The sequence below is a fragment of the Morganella sp. TYF_1 genome (assembly GCF_043105645.1).
In the GTDB taxonomy this organism is placed as follows: domain Bacteria; phylum Pseudomonadota; class Gammaproteobacteria; order Enterobacterales; family Enterobacteriaceae; genus Morganella; species Morganella morganii_B.
This window is the reverse complement of record NZ_JBICLU010000012.1, coordinates 35319-57172: the sequence shown is the minus strand read 5'-3', so window position 1 is coordinate 57172 and position 21854 is coordinate 35319. Positions and strand designations below refer to the sequence as shown.

Sequence of the window (21854 nt, the reverse complement as noted above, 5' to 3'; positions counted from 1 at the left end):
CAGTAAAAATCCGTTAAACAACGACTATCTTTGCATTTACATAAACTTTTTTACACGCTTTGTCGGCTGTGCATTTGCCGGATCGTCCGGCCAGAAATGTTTGGGATAGCGCCCTTTCATCTCTTTCTGTACCTCCCGGTAGCTCCCGCCCCAGAAGGCTTTCAGGTCGGCGGTTACCTGTATCGGGCGGTGTGCGGGCGATAACAGGCTGACCGTTACCGGCAGCCGTCCCTGCGCCACCACCGGTGTTTCACGCACACCATACATCTCCTGAATGCGGACTGCCATCACCGGCGGTTTATCCGCCGCATATTCTACAGGGATCCGGGTGCCGGTGGGTACTTCAAAATGACGCGGAAACTGTACATCAAGCCATTGCTGCTGCAACCAGTCCATGCGCTGACGCAGCGCGCCGTATAAATCCAGCTTTGCCAGCTGCTGCTGATTGCGCACCCCGGTCAGGTACGGCGACAACCACTCATCCAGCCCGGCGAGCAGTGTATCATTATCCGCCGCCGGCAGCGGCTGTTCCGGGAACAGATCGTGTGCCAGCTGCTGGCGGATAAGTAGCTGCTCACAGGCTTCATTGAATGGCAGAACAGACAATCCCTGTTCGCGGATCCAACTGAGCAGAGCTTCGCGGACAACCTCATCAGACGGTGCTGCCAGTGGTTTTCGCTCAATAATCAGCTGCCCGCAGGTAACTGCCTGCCACGCCTGCCAGCTGCCTTTGTTTTCATCACGGGTCAGGCGGTTTTCGGTTTTCAGCAGATGCGGTGCCATCTCTGTCAGCTGTGATAATTCAAACGGCACCGCTTTCAGGATCCGTGCATTAGCCTGCTGCTCATTTTGCAGGATCAGCGGGGCGATAAGCCCGGCTTCATTGCTGAGCGGGCTGCTTTCATCTGTCACCGCACCGGTACCGTTTGCCAGTAAAAATGTACCGGAGCGCCCGCGCTTCCCGGCGATTCTGTCCGGAAAGCCCTGTAATAAGGTGCGGCACAACCAGCCGCTGTCCGGATCATGAGACGGCTTTCTGACCGGCTGGCCGGCGGCCTGCAACAGCTGATGCGCCCGCTTATCCCAGCGGGCGGAGGGATGTGTCAGGTCATGCAGCAGATTGCCGTTACCTTCGCGGGAAGGCTCTTCCAGTGCGGCAATCAGCCGGGCAGCATAGTATATCTGTGCCGGTTCTTCATTAAGGGTATAAAGCCACAACGCAGAGAGGCGCGGCTCTGTCCCGGAAGCGGCCATTGCCGCGCCTTTGGCAGTCAGTCCGCCCTGCGGCAGAAGGCAGCCCATTTCTGTCAGTAATTTTTTCGCTACCTGTACCGCCACGGCAGGCGGGGTATCAAGCCAGGCAAGCGCGGATACCTCACGGCAGCCCCACTGCGCCAGGTTCAGCATCAGTCCGGACAGGTCACTGTGGCAGATTTCCGGTTCACTGTGCGCAGCGGCGCGTTCGGCTTCCGCCTGTCCGCACAGATGCAGACAGATCCCCGGCGCCAGTCGTCCGGCACGCCCTGCCCGCTGTGTCATCGATGAACGGCTGATGCGGCTGCGTACCAGCCGGGTCAGGCCGCTGCGCGGATCAAACTGCGCAGTTTTCTCCAGACAACTGTCCACCACCAGGGTCACGCCCTCAATGGTCAGACTGGTTTCGGCAATATTGGTCGCCAGAACGATTTTGCGCATACCGGACGGCGGCGGTTCAATCGCCTGCTGCTGCTCTTTCAGCGACAGTGCGCCATACAGCGGGCAGATAAGGGTATCCGCATCGGTTTTACCGGTCAGCTGTTCCTGCAACCGGCAGATTTCCGCCTGTCCCGGCAGAAACACCAGCACAGAGCCATCCTCCTGCTGATACAGCTGCAACACCGCCCGGGCCACCTCACTGATAAAAGGCTGATGCGCACTGAGCGGCTGATAGCGTCTCTCCACCGGGAAAGCCCGCCCCTCCGCCGTGATCACCTCTGCCTGCGGCAGCAGGGACAGCAGCTGTTCATTATCTAAGGTCGCGGACATCACCAGCAGACGCAAATCATCATGCAGTGAGGACTGTACATCCAGCAGCAGCGCAAGGGCGAGATCGGCCTGTAAATTCCGTTCATGGAATTCATCCAGAATAATGACACTTACTTCGGATAATTCCGGATCCTGCTGTAACATTCTGACCAGAATTCCCTCTGTAACAACCTCAAACCGGGTGGCGGCGCTGACCCGGGTTTCGCCGCGCATCCGGTAACCCACCGTTTCCCCCGGACGTTCGCCAAGCTGTGACGCCAGCCGGTGTGCCACGCTGCGGGCCGCGATACGACGGGGCTCCAGCATGATAATCCGCCCGCTGACAGACGGATCGTTGAGCAGCAGCAGCGGCAGAATGGTGGATTTCCCGCTGCCGGTCGGAGCCTGTAACAACACCTGCGGGGCACTGTTCAGTGCCGTACTGAGTGCCGGATAAATGTTACAAACGGGGGAATATGTCACAAAAACCTCATCATTATCTGCTTAACTTTCGACGCGCAACATTGTAGCATTGCCGCCCCCTGAAAAGTGCAGTCACATTGACAGGAGTTACGATGGAATTTCATCCCCCGTTACAGGCGGGCACGCTGGTGCAGCGTTACAAACGGTTTCTGGCGGATATTATCACGCAGGACGGGCGCACCATCACCATTCATTGTGCCAATACCGGCGCAATGACAGGCTGTGCCACACCGGGTGATACTGTCTGGTATTCCGAATCCGCCAATGCGAAGCGCAAGTACCCGCACAGCTGGGAACTGACGCAGACACAGGACGGGCATCTGATTTGTGTGAATACGATGCAGGCGAACCGCGTGGTGGCAGAGGCGATTGCGCAGAACCGGATCCCGGAACTTGCCGGGTATCAGACGCTGACACAGGAAGTCAGATATGGCAGTGAAAACAGCCGGATCGATTTTTTACTGACCGATCCGCAGAAAAAGCCCTGTTATGTTGAGGTGAAATCCGTCACGCTGCTGGAAAACGGACACGGTTATTTTCCCGACACCGTAACTTTACGTGGACAAAAACACCTGCGTGAGTTACAAGCAATTGCTGAAGCGGGAAATCGTGCTGTTCTGTTTTTTGCTGTACTGCATTCAGGGATTGAGGCCGTATCGGACGCAGCACACATTGATAAAAAATATTCATCACTTTTGCGGCAGGCATCACAGTCCGGAATTGACGTTATTTGTTACAGAATGCGGATAACACCGGATGGCATCACTGCCGGAGAAAAGATACCCTTTGCATTCATGGGGTGAATATCAATTTTTTTAATAATAAATAGGATGTTTTGTGAGTTGCGGAGTGAATAAACACGCTGTTCTTCACACCTTACAAAACTAATGAAAGCAAGGGTTGCATTATCCATAATCATCTGCTATCTATAGCGGCCTATTTTTCCCCTCTAAGGGATATTGTCAGACATGCGTGTGTAGGAGAAGCATTATGCAAGAAGGGCAAAAACGTAAAACCTCGTCCCTGAGCATTCTTGCCATTGCCGGCGTGGAGCCGTATCACGAGAAGGCAGGCGAAGAATACATGAACGAAGCCCAGTTGGCCCATTTCAAGCTGATACTTGAAGCATGGCGCAACCAACTCAGGGATGAAGTAAACCGCACTGTCACGCACATGCAGGATGAAGCAGCTAACTTCCCGGACCCGGTTGACCGGGCCGCTCAGGAAGAAGAATTCAGCCTGGAACTGCGCAACCGTGACCGCGAACGCAAACTGATCAAAAAGATCGAAAAAACCCTCAAAAAGGTTGAGGACGACGATTTTGGTTTTTGTGAGTCCTGCGGGGTCGAAATCGGTATCCGCCGTTTAGAGGCGCGTCCGACCGCAGATTTATGTATCGACTGTAAGACGCTGGCTGAAATCCGCGAAAAGCAGATGGCGGGCTGACAGATTCACCACAGACGGCGCTTTGACAGCGCCGTCCGTTTTTATGCCTCTTCAATGACGGAATATTCTGCCGGCTCAGCGCCCGGTTATACCGGCCGCTTCGCACCATCACCTTCCGGTGCGCTTCATTTCGGCTCTCTGGTGACCGCACTGGGGAGTTATCTTCAGGCCCGTCACCTCGGCGGACGCTGGCTTCTCCGTATTGATGATATCGACCCGCCCCGCGAAGTCCCGGGCGCAGCGGATGCTATCCTGCGAATTCTTGACCATTACGGCCTGCACTGGGACGGCGATGTGCTGTATCAGTCGCGCCGCCATGATGCTTACCGTGACGTGATTGAACAGCTGAAAGCCACCGGGCTGTGCTATTACTGCACCTGCACACGGCATGATGTCCATGACAGCGGCGGTCATTACCCCGGCACCTGCCGTCAGCGCGGACTGCCGCCGGATAACGCCGCACTGCGGCTTATCAGGACGCATCCGGTGTACCATTTTACCGATGGCCTGCGGGGGGATGTGTTTACCGATAACGCCACGGCAGAGGAAGATATCATTATCTTCCGCAAAGATAAGCTGTTTGCCTATAACCTGGTAGTGGTGCTCGATGATGATTATCAGGGCGTGACAGAGGTGGTCAGAGGCGCAGATTTACTGTATCCCACCTCACATCAGCTCTCATTATACCGCCAGCTCGGGCTGCCCGCGCCGCATTATCTGCATTTGCCGTTGATGCTGGGCCCGGCGGCGCGTAAACTCTCCAAGCAAAATCATGCCACCCCGATGCCGCTCAGTGATCCGCGCCCGCTGTTATGGCAGGCGTTGCAGGTGCTCCGGCAGCCGCTGCCGGAAACGGATCCGCTGTCGCTTTCCCTGACTGAACTGCTGGCATACAGTGTGCGGAACTGGGATATTACTGCTGTCCCCCGCAATGATGTGGTGACGGACAGGGAATAATTCCGCAATATCCGGGCTAAGGCATTCTCAAAAAACCAAGTGTACGATATTATTAGTCGCTTATTTTTTAGATCATTTAATTGTTATACAGAGGTGTACCATTTTAAACCGAGTCGCAAAGTTCTGTCGCAGTCTGATTTCCCGCGAGAATAAGGCAGATTGCACAGAGGCTGCCAGTGAAAGGCCGGCCCCGAATGCTGACCATACGCCGCAGAATCCGTCACACCGTGAGGCTTCCCCCGCGCGTCCTGCCGCTAAACGCAAGAAACCGGCAAAAAATATGGATAACAGCGGGACAGTCAGCGCAACGGTAATTCCCCGCAACAGTCACTCTATTTCCCGTCAGGACATCAGCGAGAATGCGCTGAAGGTTCTGTACCGCCTGAATAAATCCGGTTTTGACGCTTATCTGGTCGGCGGCGGTGTCCGTGATCTGCTGCTGGAGCGCAAACCCAAAGATTTCGATATCGCAACCAATGCCACGCCGGACGAAGTGAGAAAACTGTTCCGCAACTGCCGTCTGGTCGGCCGCCGTTTCCGTCTGGCTCACATTATGTTCGGCCCGGACATTATCGAGGTCGCGACCTTCCGTGGTCCGCATGACAATAATGAACCGGCTGATGACGGCAAAGCCCGTTCTCAGCAGGGCAAAAACGGCATGCTGCTGCGCGATAATATTTTCGGCACCATTGAAGAAGATGCGGTCCGCCGCGATTTCACCATTAACAGCCTTTATTACAGCGTGGCTGATTTTACCGTCCGTGATTATGTCGGCGGGCTGGCAGATTTACAGCAGCGCATTATCCGCCTGATCGGCGATCCGGAAACCCGTTACCGGGAAGATCCGGTGCGTATGCTGCGCGCCATCCGGTTTGCCGCCAAACTGGATATGACCATCGAACCGAAAACGGCCGCGCCTATCCGCACGCTGAGCACCTTGCTGCGCGATATCCCGCCGGCACGTCTGTTCGAGGAAGTTCTCAAGTTATTACAGGCCGGTGACGGACACCGTACGTTTGAATTATTACGTGAATACGATCTGCTGGATATGCTGTTCCCGCTGGTTGCCGGGCCGCTGAAAGAGAACCCGGACACCCCGCTGTCCCGTATCGTGGATCAGGTACTGAAAAATACCGACTACCGTATTCATAACGATCAGCGCGTCAATCCGGCCTTCCTGTTTGCCGTGATGCTGTGGTATCCGCTGTGCGAACATGCGGAAAAACTGACCCAGGAGAGCGGGCTGGCCTATTACGAAGCCTTCGCGATCGCCATTAATGACATCCTGGATGAACAGTGCCGCGCGATTGCTATTCCGAAACGCCTGACCACCACCATGCGTGATATCTGGCAGTTGCAGTTACGTCTGCCGCGCCGTCAGGGCAAACGCGCGATCCGTCTGATGGAAAATCAGAAATTCCGTGCTGCTTTTGATCTGCTGGAACTGCGCGCGAATGTGGAAGGCCGTCATGAATTGCAGGAACTGGCTCACTGGTGGGCGGATTTCCAGCAGGCGAATGCCCCGCAGCAGCGCTCGATGGTGACTGAACTGGGCAGTGATCCGGTCAAACGCCGCCCGCGCCCGCGCCGCCGCCATCCGCGCGCCCGTCAGGGTAACGGAAACAGCGAATCATGATTCCGGTCTATATTGCGATCGGCAGTAATCTTGCCGATCCGCTTGACCAGGTTAACCGGGCGATTGCCGCGCTGGATGCTGTCCCGCAAAGCCGCCTGGTGCGCCACTCTTCTTTTTACCGTACCGCGCCGATGGGCCCTGCCGGACAGCCTGACTATCTCAATGCGGCTGTTCTGCTGGAAACTGACCTGACACCGCACCAGCTGCTCGATGCCACCCAGGCCATCGAACTGGCGCACGGTCGCGTCCGCAAGGATGAGCGCTGGGGTCCCCGAACGTTAGACTTAGATATCATGCTGTTTGGTGATAGGGTTATCAGTGATGCGCGGCTGACCGTGCCGCATTACGGCCTGAAAGTGCGTGAATTTATGCTGTACCCGCTGGCCGAAATCGCCCCCGGGCTGATTCTGCCGGACGGCGAATCACTCGCTGCGGTTGTTGCCCGCACCCCGGAAAACGGGCTTGGCTTCTGGTCATCATCCGGGCCGGTACGCTGAACGTTCTGCTCAACAGACAGATAAGGAGACACTGATGCGGATTATTGAAACTGCGCTGATCCTGCGCAAAGAAATTGCCCGTCTGCGGACTGACGGCAAACGTGTTGCGTTTATCCCGACCATGGGAAACCTGCATGACGGTCACCTGGCACTGGTAAAAGAAGCCCGTGCACAGGCAGATATTGTCGTGGTATCTGTCTTTGTCAACCCGCTCCAGTTCCCCCGTGAAGATGATTTGCAGCGCTATCCGCGCACGCTCCAGGCAGACTGCGAGAAACTGAGCAAAGCGCAGGTGGATCTGGTGTATGCCCCGGCGGTCAGTGATGTTTATCCGCACGGGTTAGCTCACCAGACTCAGGTGGTCGTACCGCCGCTGGTCAGTCAGTGTGATGAGCCGCATCAGCGCACCCGTCTGCGCGGTATCGCCACCGTGATGTGCAAGCTGTTCAATCTGGTGCAGCCGGATATCGTTTTCTTCGGTACCAACGACCATCCGCGTTTCCTGACTATCCGCCGTCTGATCCGTGACCTGAATTATGATATCGCTCTGGCCGCCATTCCGACCGTCCGGGAAAAAACCGGGCTGGCACTCAGCTCCTGCAATACCCTGCTGAATAAAGAGGAAAAAGAGGCAGCACCGCATCTGTATCAGGTTATGCAGGCCCTCGCGGATATGATCCGCGAACGTCCGAGTGCTATTGCCGAAAGTCTGGATAATGCCCGTGACGATTTAAGCCGTGCCGGATTCCGTGATATCAGCCTGGAAATTTGTGATGCTGATGACCTGGAAGCGGTGCGTGTCAACAGTGAGAAGGCCGTGATTCTGGCCTCTGCCTGGTTGGGAAATATCCGCCTGATCGACTGCCTGCATGTTAACATGCCGAACCCGGCAGGCAGTGAGACGGCCTCTCCGTCACGGTAAAATAGCCCTCAATCTGCCTGAAAAGCCCGGTTTCCGGCGTGCTGCTGTAATGATGCAGCCGGAACCAGGCCAGAAGCCCGTCATAGCGGGCTTTTGTCAGTTCCTGCTCCGCCTGATAATACCGATCCCGGGCATGTGCCACCTCCGGCTGACTGTTCTGCCCTGCCGCATACCCCTTTTCCGCCGCCGTGACCTGTAACTGCGCTGCCGCAGCGGCCTGCTCCAGTGCCGCCAGCTGTATACCGCTGTGGCGGAACACCTGATACAGACGCGCCAGGTCACGCCGGCGTGTCTGTACCAGCGCATCCTGCTCATACTGCGCCTGCTGAATCTGAGCAGATACCTTACGCATCCCCGCCAGATCTTTTCCGCCGCTGAACAGCGGAACGGAAATGTGAATCCCGGCGCTGAGATTACGGTAGCGCTGTCCCACGGTATCACTGCTGTCTGACCGGGTATCCGACCAGGCGGCAAAGAGCTGTGCCGATGGCATAAACGCCCCGCGCTGTACCTCTGCCGCCGCTTTTGCCAGCGCAGTTTCCTGCTGTGCCGCTTTGATTTCAGGATGCTCCGCCACCATCAGCTGTTCCTGAGCCGCATAATCACCGTCATTCAGATACGGTAACCGGAAAGTCCCCGCTTTCAGTGCCGGCATATCCTGCATCCGCAACTGCGGCAGGCCGGTAAGATCAGACAATATCAGCAACGCATTCAGACTTTCCGCTTCGGTTTCCGCAACCTGCGCCTGACGCTGCCGCTGGCGGGTACGGGCAGATTCCACCTCCGTCACCGTTCCTTCCCCGAGCTGCAAAAGGCGCTGTGCGGCGGTCAGCTGCGTGGTATTCAGCGCCAGCCGGAGCCGGTCTGTGTTCTGTATTTCCAGAACACAGGCCAGGTTCAGATACGCAGAAACCAGCCGGTCAATCAGTTCTGCCTGCTGTATCTGTAAGCGGCTCTCTGCGGCAGTGCCGCGTATCTGTGCGCTCCGGTACTGATGATATGCCGTGTAATCAAACAGCGGCTGCGTCACCACCAGGTTGAGGGAATGGCTGCTGTAACCCCGCTTACCGACAACCGGTGCCCGCTGTGTCAGCCGGTTATACGGCGTGTTCTGATAACTCAGCCCGGCGGACGGCAACAGGTGTGATGTCCCGGCGGCAGCCTCCGCCTGATCCGCCTCATAAGCCTTTCCCGCAGCACGGAATGACAGATCATTGTTCAGCGCGGACTGACCGAGTTCAGATAATGTCACCGCCTGCACACCGGCGGACAACAGACACAACAGTGCCGCAAAAAGGCGTTTTGCAGAATGCATACGGATCACTCCTCAGTCAGTGCGAAAAAGAGCCGGTCAGTCACAGGCTTAAACAGATAACTGAGCAGTGACCGCTCACCGGTGCGGATAAAAATCTCAGCGGGCATACCTGGTTTGATCACCTGAGCCGCCGCCGTTTCCGGCACCGCGATCTGAATCTGATAATAAGGCTCCCCGTTTGCCGGATTGATCAGACGATCGGCGGAAATCATTGTCAGTTCGCCACGCAGTTTGGGAGTCAGGTTCTGATTGAATGCAGTAAACAGCAGATCAGCACTCTGACCGGGAGCGACTTTATCTATCCACTGTGGTGATAATTTTCCTTCAATAATCAGCGTCTGCTGCGCAGGCACCACTGACATCAGTTTTTCCCCGGCCTGCACCACACCGCCTGCGGTAAACACGGACACATCCATAACGGTGCCGGTCACCGGCGCGGTGATAACATGCTGTTCCAGCCGATCATTCTCAATTACCTGCTGTTTTTTAAGCTCACTGCGCTGAACTGACAGACGCGATAATTCCTCGCGGATCCCGCTGTGAAAAGCCGCCCGCCGCTGTATGATCTGCTCTGTCTGCGCGGCCTTTTCTTCCTCCGCACGGCTTATCTGTAACCGGGTATCATCCGCCTGATTACGCAGTGCCGCACTTTCCCGGCGGATTTCCTGATAGCGGTGGCGCGGCAGATACCCCTCATCCGCCAGCGATTTCAGATTTGCCGCCTGTGCCGTCAGGCTGTCCGCCTGTTGTGCGGTACTGCGGGCAATGTCCCGCAGAGTAATAAGCCGCCGCGTCAGGCCGTCAACCGTGATCTGACGCGCCTGAAGCTCACTCTCCAGTTCAAGACGCCGGTCTGTGAGCAGTGCATTCTGAGCCTGTAATTGCGCCTGGCCATACGCGGACGGCGCATAAAACACATCATCCGCCGCCGGGGCAAATACCGGTTCACCGCGCAGTTCGGCCTCCAGCCGCCGTTGGATCAGCAATGTGCTGTCGAGCTGCTCTGCCAGCGACACCGCCTGAGCCTGAGACTGCACCGGGCGCAGCCGTACCAGTACCTGATCTTTTTCCGCCCGCTGACCGTTCTGCACATAAATCTCAGAAATCACACCATCCGCCGGAGACTGCACCTGCTTGATATTACCGGCAATCACAACCGTTCCTGATGCGGCAACGCCCTGATCCAGTGGTGCAAATCCCGCCCACACCAGAAAACCGGCAAGGCCGAAAGCAACCACGTATTTCCCCGCCCGCTGATACCCGCCGGTATCGGTTTTTACCCCCGGCGCCGCGGACAACCATTTAGTGATCATTATTTTTACCCGCCTGATGATTAAGTGTTTCAATGACCTTCTCCGCCGGGCCAAAAAGCTGCATCCGTCCGCCTGCAAGCAGCAACAGCTTGTCCGTCACGGACAGCAGCGGTTTATGGTGAGTAATAAGCACAATGGTTTTTCCCTGTTTTTTCAGCGTATCCATGGCAGCTAACAGCGCACTGAGCCCGGCATCATCCAGCGCGGCATTGGGTTCATCGAGAATGATCAGTGCCGGTGAGCCGTACAGTGCCCGCGCCAGGGCTATCCGCTGCCGCTGACCGCCGGAAAGGCCGGTACCGTCAGCACCGGTCAGCGTTTCATAGCCCTGCGGCAGTTGCAGGATCAATTCATGTACCTGTGCCAGTTGCGCCGCACGGATGATATTTTCCGGATCAGCATCCGGGTCAAAACGGGCAATATTATCGGCGATTGTGCCGGGAAAAAGCGCAATATCCTGGGGAAGATAACCGATATATTTGCCGGACACCGCTTTGTCCTGCTGACAGAGATCGGCCCCGTCCAGCCGGACAGCCCCGCGTGTTGCAGGCCATAACCCGGCGAGCAGTTTTGCCAGTGCCGATTTTCCGGCACCTGACGGACCGATGATCCCCAGCACCTCCCCCGGTACGAGGCTGAAATGCAGATTGTGCAGCTGCGGCGTGTCAGCGCCGGGATAACCCGCCTGCATCACGGAGACGGACAAATTACCCTGCGGAACCGGCAGTGCCAGCTTCTGCGGTGGTTGCGGGTGAGCCGCCAGCAACGCCGTAAGCCGCTGATACGCCAGCCTGCTCTCTTTCGCACTTTTCCACACCCCGGTGACCTGTTCGACCGGCGACAGCGCACGTCCCAGCAGAATCGACCCTGCAATCATCATGCCGGGCGAAATGGTGTTATCCAGCGCCAGCCAGCCGCCCAGCCCCAGCATCAGGGATTGCAGGATCAGGCGCACAGTTTTGGTGGTTGTCATGATTTTTGCTGAATAATCACTGGCCTGCGTCTGTTCTTTCAAACTATCGCAATGCCGGTTCAGCCAGCGCTGACGCAGATATTGCTGCATTCCCATCGCGTCAGCCGTCTCCGGATGAGCAAAATGGCTGCTCTGCATGCCCTGTGCGGCGGAGGAACTGCGGTTTGCGGCGGTCAGCGGCGCCCCGGAAAGCCGTTCATTGAGCAGTGCGAGCGCAATCAGTACGGCGGCACCGCCGCAGGCAAATAACCCGAGCCACGGATTAAACAGCGCGATCACCAGCAGATAAAGCGGAAACCAGGGCAGATCGAGAAAAGCAAAAACACCGTTGCCGGTCATAAAACGGCGCAGGATCATCAGATCGGTCTGTGCCTGTAACGGCAGATGCCCCGGCGTGCGGTGCAGTTTTGCCTGAAACGCGGCGTCATAAACCCGGCTGTTCAGCGCCAGATCGAACTGGTTACTCATACGGATCACCAGCATATTGCGCAAATAATCGAGACCGCCGGTCAGCGCCAGTAACCCGGCCATTATCAGCGTCAGCATCAGCAGTGTCATTTCATTGCCGGAAGGCAGAACACGATCGTACACCTGCAACATATACACAGACGGCACCAGCATCAGCAGATTAATCAGCGCGCTGAATAATGCCAGTGAGGTAAACAGGGACTTACGGGCGGCAATAAATGCCGTAATGTCATTTCTGGTTTTCCCGGAAAGCATACACAGGGACTCCGCCCGGCATGTCTGCCGGGATTGATAGTATTAATCACAGGGTAAAAAAGAGATAAAGTTACTCTTTCAGAAGACGTGCGCCATTGTCATGCCAGATTTCCGCACAGTAACGGCCGGGGGCTTCAGCGGAAAAGAAATAACGGGTAGTGCCGTCTGCGCTGAGAAACGCAATGCCGTCCGGCGCCGGACGCCAGGCCGTTATCTGCGGCTGTGCCGTGAAATGCAACTGAAACCCGTCTGTTGTGCTGTCGGGAACCGCCATGAGTTCGACCGGCAGCGTCTGCCCGTCCTCCGTAAACTGCCAGTGCCCCTGAAGCGCTTCTGCAGCGGGAATTTTCTGGCTGATTGCCGCGCTCTGCCCGGATGACAGCAGCGAAAACAGTAATAATGATGTCCGCGTGATATGCATGATACCTTCCTGAATGCTGCGGACGCCGCACCGGCCGCGCCCGCCTGCTGCGTTAAACGATAAAGTCAGTGTGAACATTCACCATACCGGTGATATCCACTTTAAAATCAGGCTGATACGAATTTCCGCTGATATTAATCAGCAGTTCAGTCAGGTTCAGCCCGTCATCATAGCGGAGCACCGCTTCCCCGGCCGTACCGGTAAATTCATCGGTGAAATAAATGAATTTGTCCCCGAAACTGTTCTGATTCAGCCCCTGCAGGTCAATTCTGTCCAGACCGGTTGAGAAATCACGGATATGATCAGGCTTCTCAAACGGGGAATCCGTCACCGCCGAGAACACGAAAATATCGTTCCCGGTACCGCCCCACAACTGATCCTGCCCGGCACCGCCGTACAGCACATCATCCCCGCCGTTGCCCATCAGGATGTTGTTCTCATCGTTGCCGATGATCACATCGTTTCCGTGCCCGCCAAACGCATTTTCAATCTTCACACCATGCGCGATTGACACATTCCCTGTCAGACCGCCGACATCCGAAAAGTCCCCTTCGCGCAGAGAAATTTTCTGATCCTGCTTATAACGGGAGAAATTCAGGGTGTCATTACCGCCGCCGTCCCAGACGGTAAAAATAAGCTTATCTGTGGCACTTTTGGCAGAGTAATAATCACGCCCGGTATTAGAATCAAAGCCGTACACAGTGTCATCCGTGCGGATGTTATAATTTGCGCCATACAGTTTCTGAATCGCGGTAATATCATCCAGCAGTGGTGCGGAAGCGTAGTAACCTTTATGATCCGCACCGGTGATTTTCTCACTCCAGTAACTCATCACGCTGTACTGACGGGTATCCTCAGCATAAGCCGCATCCTTATAGGAAGGACGCCCCTGACCGGCGTTATAATTACCCGGATGATTTAACCCGAGGGTATGGTCAATTTCATGAATAAATGTCTTACGGCCATAGTTTCCGGACACCGGCGTTATATTCAGTACCCCGGGTTCTGAGCTGTACCAGGACTGGCCGGAAACATCAAAGCCCCGTGAGTCGGTATACGGATCACCAAAATAATCTTTGGTGTGCGGCAGCCAGGCGTAGGCCTGTGTGTATTTATCATTGATATAACCAAAGGTGATATTGGTGTAGATATCTCCCCGGCCTGCATCCACTTCAGTAAAGGTAATGTTTGCCACGTCAGCCCATGACTGCAATGATAACCGGGCCTGATCTTTCTGATAGTCATTGAAACCCTGTAATCCGGAGTTTCCTGCCGCGTTATAATACATCCCTTCCCATGTCGGGAATGAATAGGTGATTTCCGCCGGTTGCCCGAGCACACCCGCGCCATTCCAGCCGGTATTGGTTCTGACAATCTGACTGCCCGCATCAAAGGTATTATATGAAATTTTATTATTAATCCAGTTCCCTTTACCCCGTCCCGGGCTGCTTAATACATCATCGACCAACGACCATCCGTCTTCCCTGCCGTATGCAGCGATACCCATAAAAATATCTCCGAATGTAATAATGAAACAGAATGAAATTTATCCTTAAACATCAGTACACAGCCGGTTTTTACCAGCCCGCACACGATAAACACATTAATTTAATTAATCTATATAGCAGGAGATAAATGCATACTAATTCTGTGATTTAACTTTGGCAGTGACGGGAACGGGAGAAGGTCTGTATTAATCGGAGATAAACCGAGGAAAAATAATTACATAGCGCAGGAAAATAATCAGGACGGAGACAAAAAGCCCGGCAACGATGTGCCGGGCAGATGATCAAAAAGCAGGATCAGGTTCTCAGTCCGCGCCCTTTCTCAATCAGGCGCCAGGTGAGCAGATAAAATACGGCAATAAACAGGCTCAGTACCCCGAGAGTGGTGGTCAGGGAAACATCACTGATACCAAGGAAACCATAACGGAAACCGCTGATCATATAGACAATCGGGTTCAGTTTGGACACCGCCTGCCAGAACGCCGGTAACAGCGTCAGGGAGTAAAACACCCCGCCGAGGTAGGTCAGCGGTGTCAGAACGAACGTCGGAATAATGCTGATATCATCAAAGCTTTTCGCAAACAGCGCGTTAAGCAGCCCCGCCAGCGAGAACAGAATGGAGGTCATCAGCAGCGTGGCAATGATCATAAACCAGGAGTGGATCTGTAACGGCACAAAGAACAGAGACACCAGGGTGACCAGAATCCCGACCAGCACACCGCGCGCCACGCCACCGCCGACAAACCCGGCGATAATGACATGGGTCGGCACCGGAGCCACCAGCAGTTCCTCAATACTTTTCTGGAATTTTGCCCCGAAAAAAGAAGAGGATACGTTGGCATAGGAGTTCGTAATCACTGACATCATAATCAGGCCCGGCACGATAAACTGCATGTAACCGACACCGCCCATTTCACCGATCCGGTTACCGATAAGATTACCGAAAATAATAAAATAGAGTGACATGGTGATCACCGGCGGGATCAGCGTCTGAACCCAAATCCGCATAAAACGGGTGATTTCTTTGCGCCAGATTGTTTTCAGCGCCACCCAGTACAGCGACATCATTTCGCAGCCTCCAAATCATGATTCACCAGATGCACAAATAATTCCTCCAGCCGGTTCGCTTTGTTGCGCATACTTAACACATCAATGCCCTGCGCATTCAGCTGGGCAAAAACACCGTTCAGTCCCTGTTCACGGCGGACATCCACCTCCAGTGTTGAGGTATCAGTAAGCCGGAACGTGTAGCCCTCAAGCTGCGGCAGCGGGTTTTTTGAGCCCAGATCGAGGATAAAGGTTTCCGATTCCAGCTTACCGAGCAGCGCTTTCATGCTGGTGTTTTCCACCAGCTCACCGTGCTGGATAATCCCGATATTGCGGCACAGCATTTCCGCTTCCTCAAGATAGTGCGTGGTGAGAATGATCGTGGTGCCCTGCGCATTCAGGGTTTTGAGGAATCCCCACATGGAGCGGCGCAGTTCAATATCCACCCCGGCAGTCGGTTCGTCGAGGATCAGCAGTTTCGGCTGGTGCATCAGTGCACGGGCAATCATCAGGCGGCGCTTCATCCCGCCGGACAGACGCATCGCACGCTCATCACGTTTCTCCCACAGATCCAGCTGCGTCAGATAGGTTTTCGCCCGCTCCTGCGCCAGTTTGTGCGGCACCCCGTAATAACCGGCCTGCTGCAGGACAATCTGCAGCACGGTTTCAAACGGATTGAAGTTAAACTCCTGCGGTACCAGGCCGAGCTGACGTTTGGCTAAAACCAGGTCGGTATCGATGTCATAACCGAACACGGAAACTTTCCCGCCGGTTTTATTCACCAGCGAACTGATGATCCCGATGGTGGTGGATTTTCCCGCGCCGTTCGGCCCCAGCAGGGCGTAGAAATCGCCGGCACTGACTTTCAGGTCAATTCCCCGTAAAGCCTGCACGCCGCCCGCATACTGCTTGGTTAATTGTGATATTTCCAGTGCATAGGTCATAACAGAAAAATACCTTTTTAATTTAAAAATTTGGGTGCAATATAAACCGCAATAATACCTGCGAACCGAAATCGGTTCTTGACAATTCGTCTTCTTTGCTGAAATTATTTAATAACAATTTATTAAAATTTAAATTTTTTATACAAAAGATTCTAGCGAAAGGATCTGTAACAGGCTATCCGTCATGATGAAAAAAATCGAAGAACTGTTTGCTCATAACAAGCAGTGGTCCGAATCTGTAAATGAAAAAGATCCGGAGTTTTTCAAAGAGTTAGCACAGGCTCAAAAGCCCCGTTTTCTCTGGATCGGCTGCTCTGACAGCCGTGTTCCTGCCGAAAAACTGATCGACGCCGCACCGGGCGATCTGTTTGTACACCGTAATGTGGCCAACCTCGTCATCCATACCGATCTGAACTGCCTGTCAGTTATCCAGTATGCGGTGGATGTACTCCAGGTTGAACATATCATCGTCTGCGGTCACTATAACTGCGGTGGTATTCAGGCCGCGATTGAAGGCACCGAGCTGGGGCTTATCAATAACTGGTTACTACATATCCGCGATATCTGGTATCAGCACAGCTCCCTGCTGGGCGAACTCGCGCCGCAGGATCGTATCAACCGTCTGTGTGAACTGAACGTGGTCGAACAGGTGTATAACCTGGGTCACTCCACCATTATGCAGGCAGCGTGGAAACGCGGCCAGCGTGTGATGATCCACGGCTGGATCTACGGGATTAACAACGGCCTGCTGCATGATCTGGATATCAGCTCTGACAGCCGTGAGAAAATGGAACTGGTCTACCGCCAGGCCGTCGCCAAACTGTCAAATATGCCGTCGTCCTGATCTTACCGCTGAACAGTATCTCCGGGTACTGTTCAGCCTTACGTATCATTACCATCCCGCCCGTAATATCTTGCGCTTATTATACTGATTTTATATAAGTACCTGTTCACTCCGCTTTGTTCATATTAAAGGATTTTTTATGAATACAATGATCGTCAGAGAAACCGGCATTTATTTTATCAAAGAACAGATTTATCCGAAAGGCGGGCTGCCGACCCTCGCAAATACCATCGGGCCCTCCGCGAAACAGATATACCGGATGGTACTTCAGCTTAAAATAGAGCAGGATGTTTTTTACGATAATAAAAAAGTAAATCATAATGACCTCAGTACATGGCAGCAACTCAGAGTACTGTTTGATAATGATATTATCTCACAACGTGATAAAAAAAACGGGAAAGTTATTGTCGGGTTAGAGTATGCCGGATTTGATACTTACGTGACGCCTTTCGCGGGATTTGAAGATACTCTGCCAAAAGCGCTGACAAATGACTATCTGTACAATAAGGACCTGCTTCCTGCTCCGTTCATTTATGGCAAAGATCCTATTCCGTCTGTCAGATTGTATAACAACCCTCATGTTCAGTTTTTTATGGACCAGGGCGGTCGGGGCACCCCGACAGCACTGGGAAAATTTGATAAAAACAACCGCAATCTCGGTATCATAAAAAATGAAACTGAGTTTACTCAAATATTAAATATGATTAAGGCTGGTTATGAGAAAAAATGATCTGCTGATGATCCTTTCATTCAGTTTAATTAATTTAATGGCAGGCTATTCTTTATCATCAGTTGCCATGAATATCTATTTTCCGGCGGATACCACCGTCATTTATACTGATATTTCGGCTATCTTTACGACTAAAGCCATTATTGCCGCTGGTTTTTTCTGTATCAGTCTGATTTCATTTTTAGTTATTTTTGCCGGCAGGAAAGCGATCTCCGCTCAGTCCGCTATATTAATGACTGTGATTAATGTCATTACCTTTATGCTGGTCACATTCTGCTACGGTAAAATTTACTTCGGTAACATTTTTCCGGCCGGAATAACGGATGTCCCTTTTTCAGTCTTTAATGACTATCAGTTACTGCTGTTAACAGCACTAATTTCCCCGGTTATCCAGTTCATCATACTGAAACTGACAACACGCTGAAATAAGATAAAAAAACGGCACCTTCCGGTGCCATTTTCATCGACACAACCGGACAAATTACGCTTCCAGCAGTGTTACATGGCCGATATACGGCAGGTGACGATAGCTCTGGGCGTAATCGATGCCGTAGCCGACCACAAATTTGTCTTCGATTGCGTAACCGACCCAGTTAACCGGGACATCCACCTCACGGCGGGACGGTTTATCCAGCAGGGTGCAGATAGCCACAGAGTTCGGGCCGCGCAGGGACAGGATGTCGCGCACACGGTGTAAGGTATTGCCGGAGTCAATGATATCTTCCACGATCAGCACGTCTTTGCCGCGGATATCTTCGTCCAGGTCTTTGACAATTTTCACATCACGGGTGGACGAGGTGCCGCTGCCGTAACTGGATACCGTCATAAAATCGACTTCATGCGGGACATCAATTTTACGGCACAGGTCAGCCATAAAAATAAAGGATCCTTTCAGTAACCCGACTAAGACCAGCTCTTTGTTGCTGTGACGATAGTGTGCGGAAATTTCGCTGCCCAGATCGGCAACACGCTGCTGAATCTCAGCTTCGGAGATCATTGTATCTAAGGTGTGTTTCTTCATGATTTTTTTGTCGTCAACGGTACGCTGTTTCAGTGGTTCGGCATTAAACCCGGTTTAATACCGGTCAGAAAGCGCGTTAGTTTAGCATACCACGGACAGATAAACAGTATCCGCGCCATGACTGACGCGGATTGTCACCGGTTAATGTTATCTTCAGGCCGTGACCGTAAAGCCGGTCATCATACCGGTATCTTCATGTTCCAGTAGGTGACAGTGCGCCATAAACGGATGCGCATTGGTCGCCGGATGGTCAAATTTCACCAGCACTTCGCTGACATTACCTTCGATCCGGACCATATCTTTCCAGCCCTGCCGGTGTGCCGCCGGTGTGCGTCCGCCTTCACTGAGAATGCGGAAACGGGTGCCGTGGATATGGAACGGGTGCAGCATCATGTCGCCGACACCGGAGATAATCCAGCGCTCCGCCTGCCCCTGTTTCACATCAAAGGCGCTTTCGGTCATGGAGAACGGGATACCGTTGATGCTGTTGGCGTTCATCAGATCAACCTCACCGGCACCGCAGTGACCGCCGCGCATACTCTGTCCCGGGCCGTTATTCATTCCGCTCATATGACCGCCCATGCCGCCGTGCATGCCCATCCCTGCCATGGCCTGCGGGCCGTATTTGTCGGTCAGCATCATCATGCCCTGCATATCGAGGCGCATATCCATCATCAGACGGAACTCACGTACCGGCAGACGGGAGGTGTCGATCAGGGCAGGCATGGCTGCCAGCACATCCGGCAGTTTGCCGCGCGCGGCATCAAGTGTCGGACGGACAGACAGCACCGGCAGCGGAGCATCAAACGGTGCGAGGGTCATTCCCATCTGACGTACCGGCAAGGTGACAATATCAAACATTTTTCCGTCTGATGTGTCCACCAGCACGTCAAACCGTTCCCCCGGCAGCATCGGCAACTCCTGCACTTTCACCGGTTCGGCGAGCAGGCCGCCGTCACTGCCGACCACATACAGCGGACGCCCGTCACCGGCAGCCATCCGCAGACTGCGGGCATTACAGCCATTGAGCAGCCGCAGCCGCAACCAGCCGCGCGGGGCCATATGCTGCGGGTAAACCGCACCGTTGGTCAGCATGGTGTCACCAAACCAGCCGACCGCCGCTGACATAACATCCAGCTGATAATCAATGTCGCCGTCTGCCGTCAGACGCTTATCCTGCAATACCACCGGGATATCATCGGTGCCCCATTCACCCGGCAGACCGGTTGAAGCGGTATTGTCATCCTCAATCAGTACCAGCCCCGCCAGTCCCATTGCGACCTGATGACCGGTTTTGCCGTGGGTGTGGGGGTGGAACCAGCAGGTCGCTTCCGGTTGATCCGGGGTGAAACTGACCGTGCGGGTGCCGCCCGGGGCGATAATGGCCTGCGGCCCGCCATCCTGCTCACCACTGATTTCCAGACCGTGCCAGTGAACCGTGGTCGCTTCCGGCAGTTTATTGACGATATCCACTGTCACCGGTTTACCGCGCCGCAGTTTTAGTGCCGGGCCCAGTAAATCACCGTTATATCCCCAGGTTTGGGTGGTTTTGCCGGGAATAAACGCCATTTTCCCCTGCTGAATATTCAGGGTGATTTTTTGTGCATTATCCGCCGTTAACAGCGACGGAATACCGAGAGCCGGGCGTTCCTGTGCCGCAAAAGCAAACCGGCTCCATGCCGGCAGCATCGTGGCAGCACCTAAGAATGCGCTATATTTCAAAAAATCGCGTCGTTGCATGATATGCTTCCTTTATCATCAGTGGTGATATGCTATGACAAAATAATTGAGTTCTGTTATAGCGCAGGCTAAACCCTGCCCTAAGGGTAAGGTCAATCTATTCCCTTTCCGGGAATAAGGGCTTTACACCACTTTAGTCAGCGGATGACATTCGTGACAAAACTATTAAAATCTTCACATAAACTGACAGGCGCTACCGGTAAACTACTTACTATGAAACTATTCCTTCACACTTTATTCAGCTGTGCCCTGCTGCTTTCCCTGCCCGCGAAAGCGCTGACGCCGTCACAGGCTGAAGACCTCGCCGGACTGACTGCGGTTTTTATTTATCTGAAAAATGATTGCGGCTACGGGGATTTACCGAATGCCCGTATCGAAAAAGCGATCTTACTGTTTGCCAAAAGTAACCGCTGGGATATGAGCAATTATGATACCCGGCAGATGGCGGCAATGAATAAAGAGAACTATTTCGACATCAAACAGATAAAGCTGCCGGAAAACTACAAATGTACTGCACTGGCCCGTGATTCACTGCCGTTACTTGCCTATGTGAAATAATTTACCGGCACCCGAATCGGTTAAGCGGTAAAAAAACAGCCGGAGAGCGGATTTCTGTATGAATGTCCTCGATTATCACCCGCTATATTGGTATAACCTCTGTCAATATTGATCCCTTTCTGCTGATAATACGCTGTCCGGACATGATAAAAATAGCGCTCATTGATGACCATGTAGTTGTGCGATCCGGTTTCGCCCAGCTCCTGACACTGGAGCCGGATATTACCATCACCGGACAATATGCCAGTGCGGCGGAAGCCTGGCCCGCACTGACCCGTCCGGATATTGATGTGGTGATCATGGATATTTCCATGCCGGATGAAAACGGATTACAGTTGCTCGCCCGTCTGCGGGAGCGCAAAACGTCCTTCCGTACCATTATTCTCAGTATTTATGATACCCCCGCCTTTGTGCAGAGTGCGCTGGACGCCGGTGCCAGCGCGTATCTCACCAAACGCTGCGGCCCGGAAGAGCTGGTTCAGGCGGTGCGTTCCGTGCATCAGGGCGGCTGCTATTTGTGTGCGGATGCCATGCGCGCGCTGCGCCAGTCACCGCCGGAGAACCGGGCGCTGGAAGAGCTGACCCCGCGTGAGCGCGAGGTGTTTGATCTGCTGGTGGCCGGGATGAGTGTGCGGGCGATAGCGGATAAACTCGATCTCAGCCATAAAACCGTTCATGTCCACCGCGCCAATGTGCTGGGCAAACTGCAATGTGACAGCACGATCGATCTGGTTCATTTTGCCCTGGCGCATCACCTTATCGCGGGGCAATAAGC

The 21854-nt window shown here is 53.9% G+C and carries 21 protein-coding genes; 11 read left to right on the top strand and 10 right to left on the bottom strand.

Annotation, left to right across the window (positions count from 1 at the left end; translation table 11 throughout):
- Positions 1-36: 36 nt before the first annotated feature.
- Positions 37-2487: an ATP-dependent helicase HrpB gene (gene hrpB, locus ACF8OF_RS04425; protein ID WP_392495839.1), complete on the bottom strand. Its 2451-nt coding sequence runs from the start codon at positions 2485-2487 to the stop codon at positions 37-39.
- A gap of 92 nt (positions 2488-2579) precedes the next feature.
- On the opposite strand from hrpB, the gene sfsA reads away from it, so the two are divergent.
- The 6 genes from sfsA to panC all read left to right on the top strand — a co-directional run bounded on the left by sfsA (position 2580) and on the right by panC (position 7945).
- On the top strand, positions 2580-3290 hold the full coding sequence (sfsA, locus tag ACF8OF_RS04420) for a DNA/RNA nuclease SfsA (RefSeq protein WP_279796010.1): 711 nt from the start codon (positions 2580-2582) through the stop codon (positions 3288-3290).
- Positions 3291-3477: 187 nt separating this feature from the next.
- On the top strand, positions 3478-3933 hold the full coding sequence (dksA, locus tag ACF8OF_RS04415) for an RNA polymerase-binding protein DksA (RefSeq protein ID WP_004238923.1): 456 nt from the start codon (positions 3478-3480) through the stop codon (positions 3931-3933).
- A 54-nt stretch (positions 3934-3987) separates the two neighbouring features.
- Positions 3988-4890 (top strand): tRNA glutamyl-Q(34) synthetase GluQRS, encoded by a 903-nt coding sequence (gene gluQRS, locus ACF8OF_RS04410; protein WP_392495837.1) that lies wholly within the window; start codon positions 3988-3990, stop codon positions 4888-4890.
- A 100-nt stretch (positions 4891-4990) separates the two neighbouring features.
- Entirely contained in the window at positions 4991-6526 is a 1536-nt protein-coding gene (gene pcnB / locus ACF8OF_RS04405) for a polynucleotide adenylyltransferase PcnB (protein WP_392495934.1), read from the top strand.
- A complete protein-coding gene (folK, locus tag ACF8OF_RS04400) occupies positions 6523-7023 on the top strand; it encodes a 2-amino-4-hydroxy-6-hydroxymethyldihydropteridine diphosphokinase (protein WP_262858907.1) in 501 nt (166 codons plus the stop codon). Before pcnB ends, folK begins: the two co-directional genes overlap by 4 nt.
- Positions 7024-7057: 34 nt before the next feature.
- Entirely contained in the window at positions 7058-7945 is an 888-nt protein-coding gene (gene panC / locus ACF8OF_RS04395; RefSeq protein ID WP_392495835.1) for a pantoate--beta-alanine ligase, read from the top strand.
- Here panC and ACF8OF_RS04390 read toward each other — a convergent pair.
- From ACF8OF_RS04390 to ACF8OF_RS04360, 7 genes are all read right to left on the bottom strand, one after another.
- The gene (locus ACF8OF_RS04390) at positions 7896-9260 is read right to left on the bottom strand and encodes a TolC family protein (protein ID WP_392495834.1); all 1365 of its coding nucleotides are present in this window, start codon (positions 9258-9260) and stop codon (positions 7896-7898) included. The two genes, panC and ACF8OF_RS04390, sit on opposite strands and share 50 nt — an antisense overlap.
- A 5-nt stretch (positions 9261-9265) precedes the next feature.
- Positions 9266-10573 (bottom strand): HlyD family type I secretion periplasmic adaptor subunit, encoded by a 1308-nt coding sequence (locus ACF8OF_RS04385; RefSeq protein WP_392495832.1) that lies wholly within the window; start codon positions 10571-10573, stop codon positions 9266-9268.
- Positions 10563-12269, bottom strand: a complete 1707-nt coding sequence (locus ACF8OF_RS04380; RefSeq protein WP_392495831.1) for a type I secretion system permease/ATPase — start codon at positions 12267-12269, stop codon at positions 10563-10565. The genes ACF8OF_RS04385 and ACF8OF_RS04380 overlap by 11 nt, the downstream gene beginning before the upstream one ends.
- A 70-nt stretch (positions 12270-12339) precedes the next feature.
- A complete protein-coding gene (locus ACF8OF_RS04375) occupies positions 12340-12768 on the bottom strand; it encodes an AprI/Inh family metalloprotease inhibitor (RefSeq protein ID WP_392495829.1) in 429 nt (142 codons plus the stop codon).
- A complete protein-coding gene (locus tag ACF8OF_RS04370; protein WP_392495828.1) occupies positions 12743-14197 on the bottom strand; it encodes a serralysin family metalloprotease in 1455 nt (484 codons plus the stop codon). The genes ACF8OF_RS04375 and ACF8OF_RS04370 overlap by 26 nt, the downstream gene beginning before the upstream one ends.
- Before the next feature lie 295 nt (positions 14198-14492).
- Positions 14493-15263 (bottom strand): ABC transporter permease, encoded by a 771-nt coding sequence (locus ACF8OF_RS04365; protein ID WP_143970357.1) that lies wholly within the window; start codon positions 15261-15263, stop codon positions 14493-14495.
- Positions 15260-16186 carry an ABC transporter ATP-binding protein gene (locus tag ACF8OF_RS04360; RefSeq protein ID WP_004238932.1) on the bottom strand — a complete coding sequence of 309 codons (927 nt, stop codon included), beginning with the start codon at positions 16184-16186 and terminating at the stop codon, positions 15260-15262. Before ACF8OF_RS04360 ends, ACF8OF_RS04365 begins: the two co-directional genes overlap by 4 nt.
- Positions 16187-16370: 184 nt before the next feature.
- Here ACF8OF_RS04360 and can point away from each other — a divergent pair, with 184 nt between their 5' ends.
- The 3 genes from can to ACF8OF_RS04345 all read left to right on the top strand — a co-directional run bounded on the left by can (position 16371) and on the right by ACF8OF_RS04345 (position 18184).
- On the top strand, positions 16371-17030 hold the full coding sequence (can, locus tag ACF8OF_RS04355) for a carbonate dehydratase (protein WP_025154028.1): 660 nt from the start codon (positions 16371-16373) through the stop codon (positions 17028-17030).
- A gap of 259 nt (positions 17031-17289) precedes the next feature.
- Positions 17290-17760 carry a hypothetical protein gene (locus ACF8OF_RS04350; protein ID WP_392495827.1) on the top strand — a complete coding sequence of 157 codons (471 nt, stop codon included), beginning with the start codon at positions 17290-17292 and terminating at the stop codon, positions 17758-17760.
- Positions 17747-18184 carry a hypothetical protein gene (locus tag ACF8OF_RS04345; protein ID WP_392495826.1) on the top strand — a complete coding sequence of 146 codons (438 nt, stop codon included), beginning with the start codon at positions 17747-17749 and terminating at the stop codon, positions 18182-18184. The genes ACF8OF_RS04350 and ACF8OF_RS04345 overlap by 14 nt, the downstream gene beginning before the upstream one ends.
- A 57-nt stretch (positions 18185-18241) precedes the next feature.
- Here the strand turns inward: ACF8OF_RS04345 and hpt are convergent, their stop codons facing one another.
- Together hpt and cueO are read right to left on the bottom strand one after the other, a co-directional pair.
- Complete coding sequence (gene hpt, locus ACF8OF_RS04340; protein WP_279796031.1) at positions 18242-18781, bottom strand: hypoxanthine phosphoribosyltransferase; 540 nt, start codon at positions 18779-18781, stop codon at positions 18242-18244.
- Positions 18782-18934: 153 nt separating this feature from the next.
- Entirely contained in the window at positions 18935-20521 is a 1587-nt protein-coding gene (gene cueO, locus ACF8OF_RS04335) for a multicopper oxidase CueO (RefSeq protein ID WP_392495824.1), read from the bottom strand.
- Between the two features lie 213 nt (positions 20522-20734).
- Between cueO and ACF8OF_RS04330 the strand changes: the two genes are divergently transcribed.
- Both ACF8OF_RS04330 and ACF8OF_RS04325 read left to right on the top strand, forming a co-directional pair.
- Positions 20735-21079, top strand: a complete 345-nt coding sequence (locus tag ACF8OF_RS04330) for a YacC family pilotin-like protein (protein WP_392495823.1) — start codon at positions 20735-20737, stop codon at positions 21077-21079.
- Between the two features lie 143 nt (positions 21080-21222).
- Positions 21223-21852, top strand: coding sequence for a response regulator transcription factor (locus ACF8OF_RS04325; RefSeq protein WP_262858949.1), 630 nt, complete (start codon positions 21223-21225; stop codon positions 21850-21852).
- Positions 21853-21854: the final 2 nt, after the last annotated feature.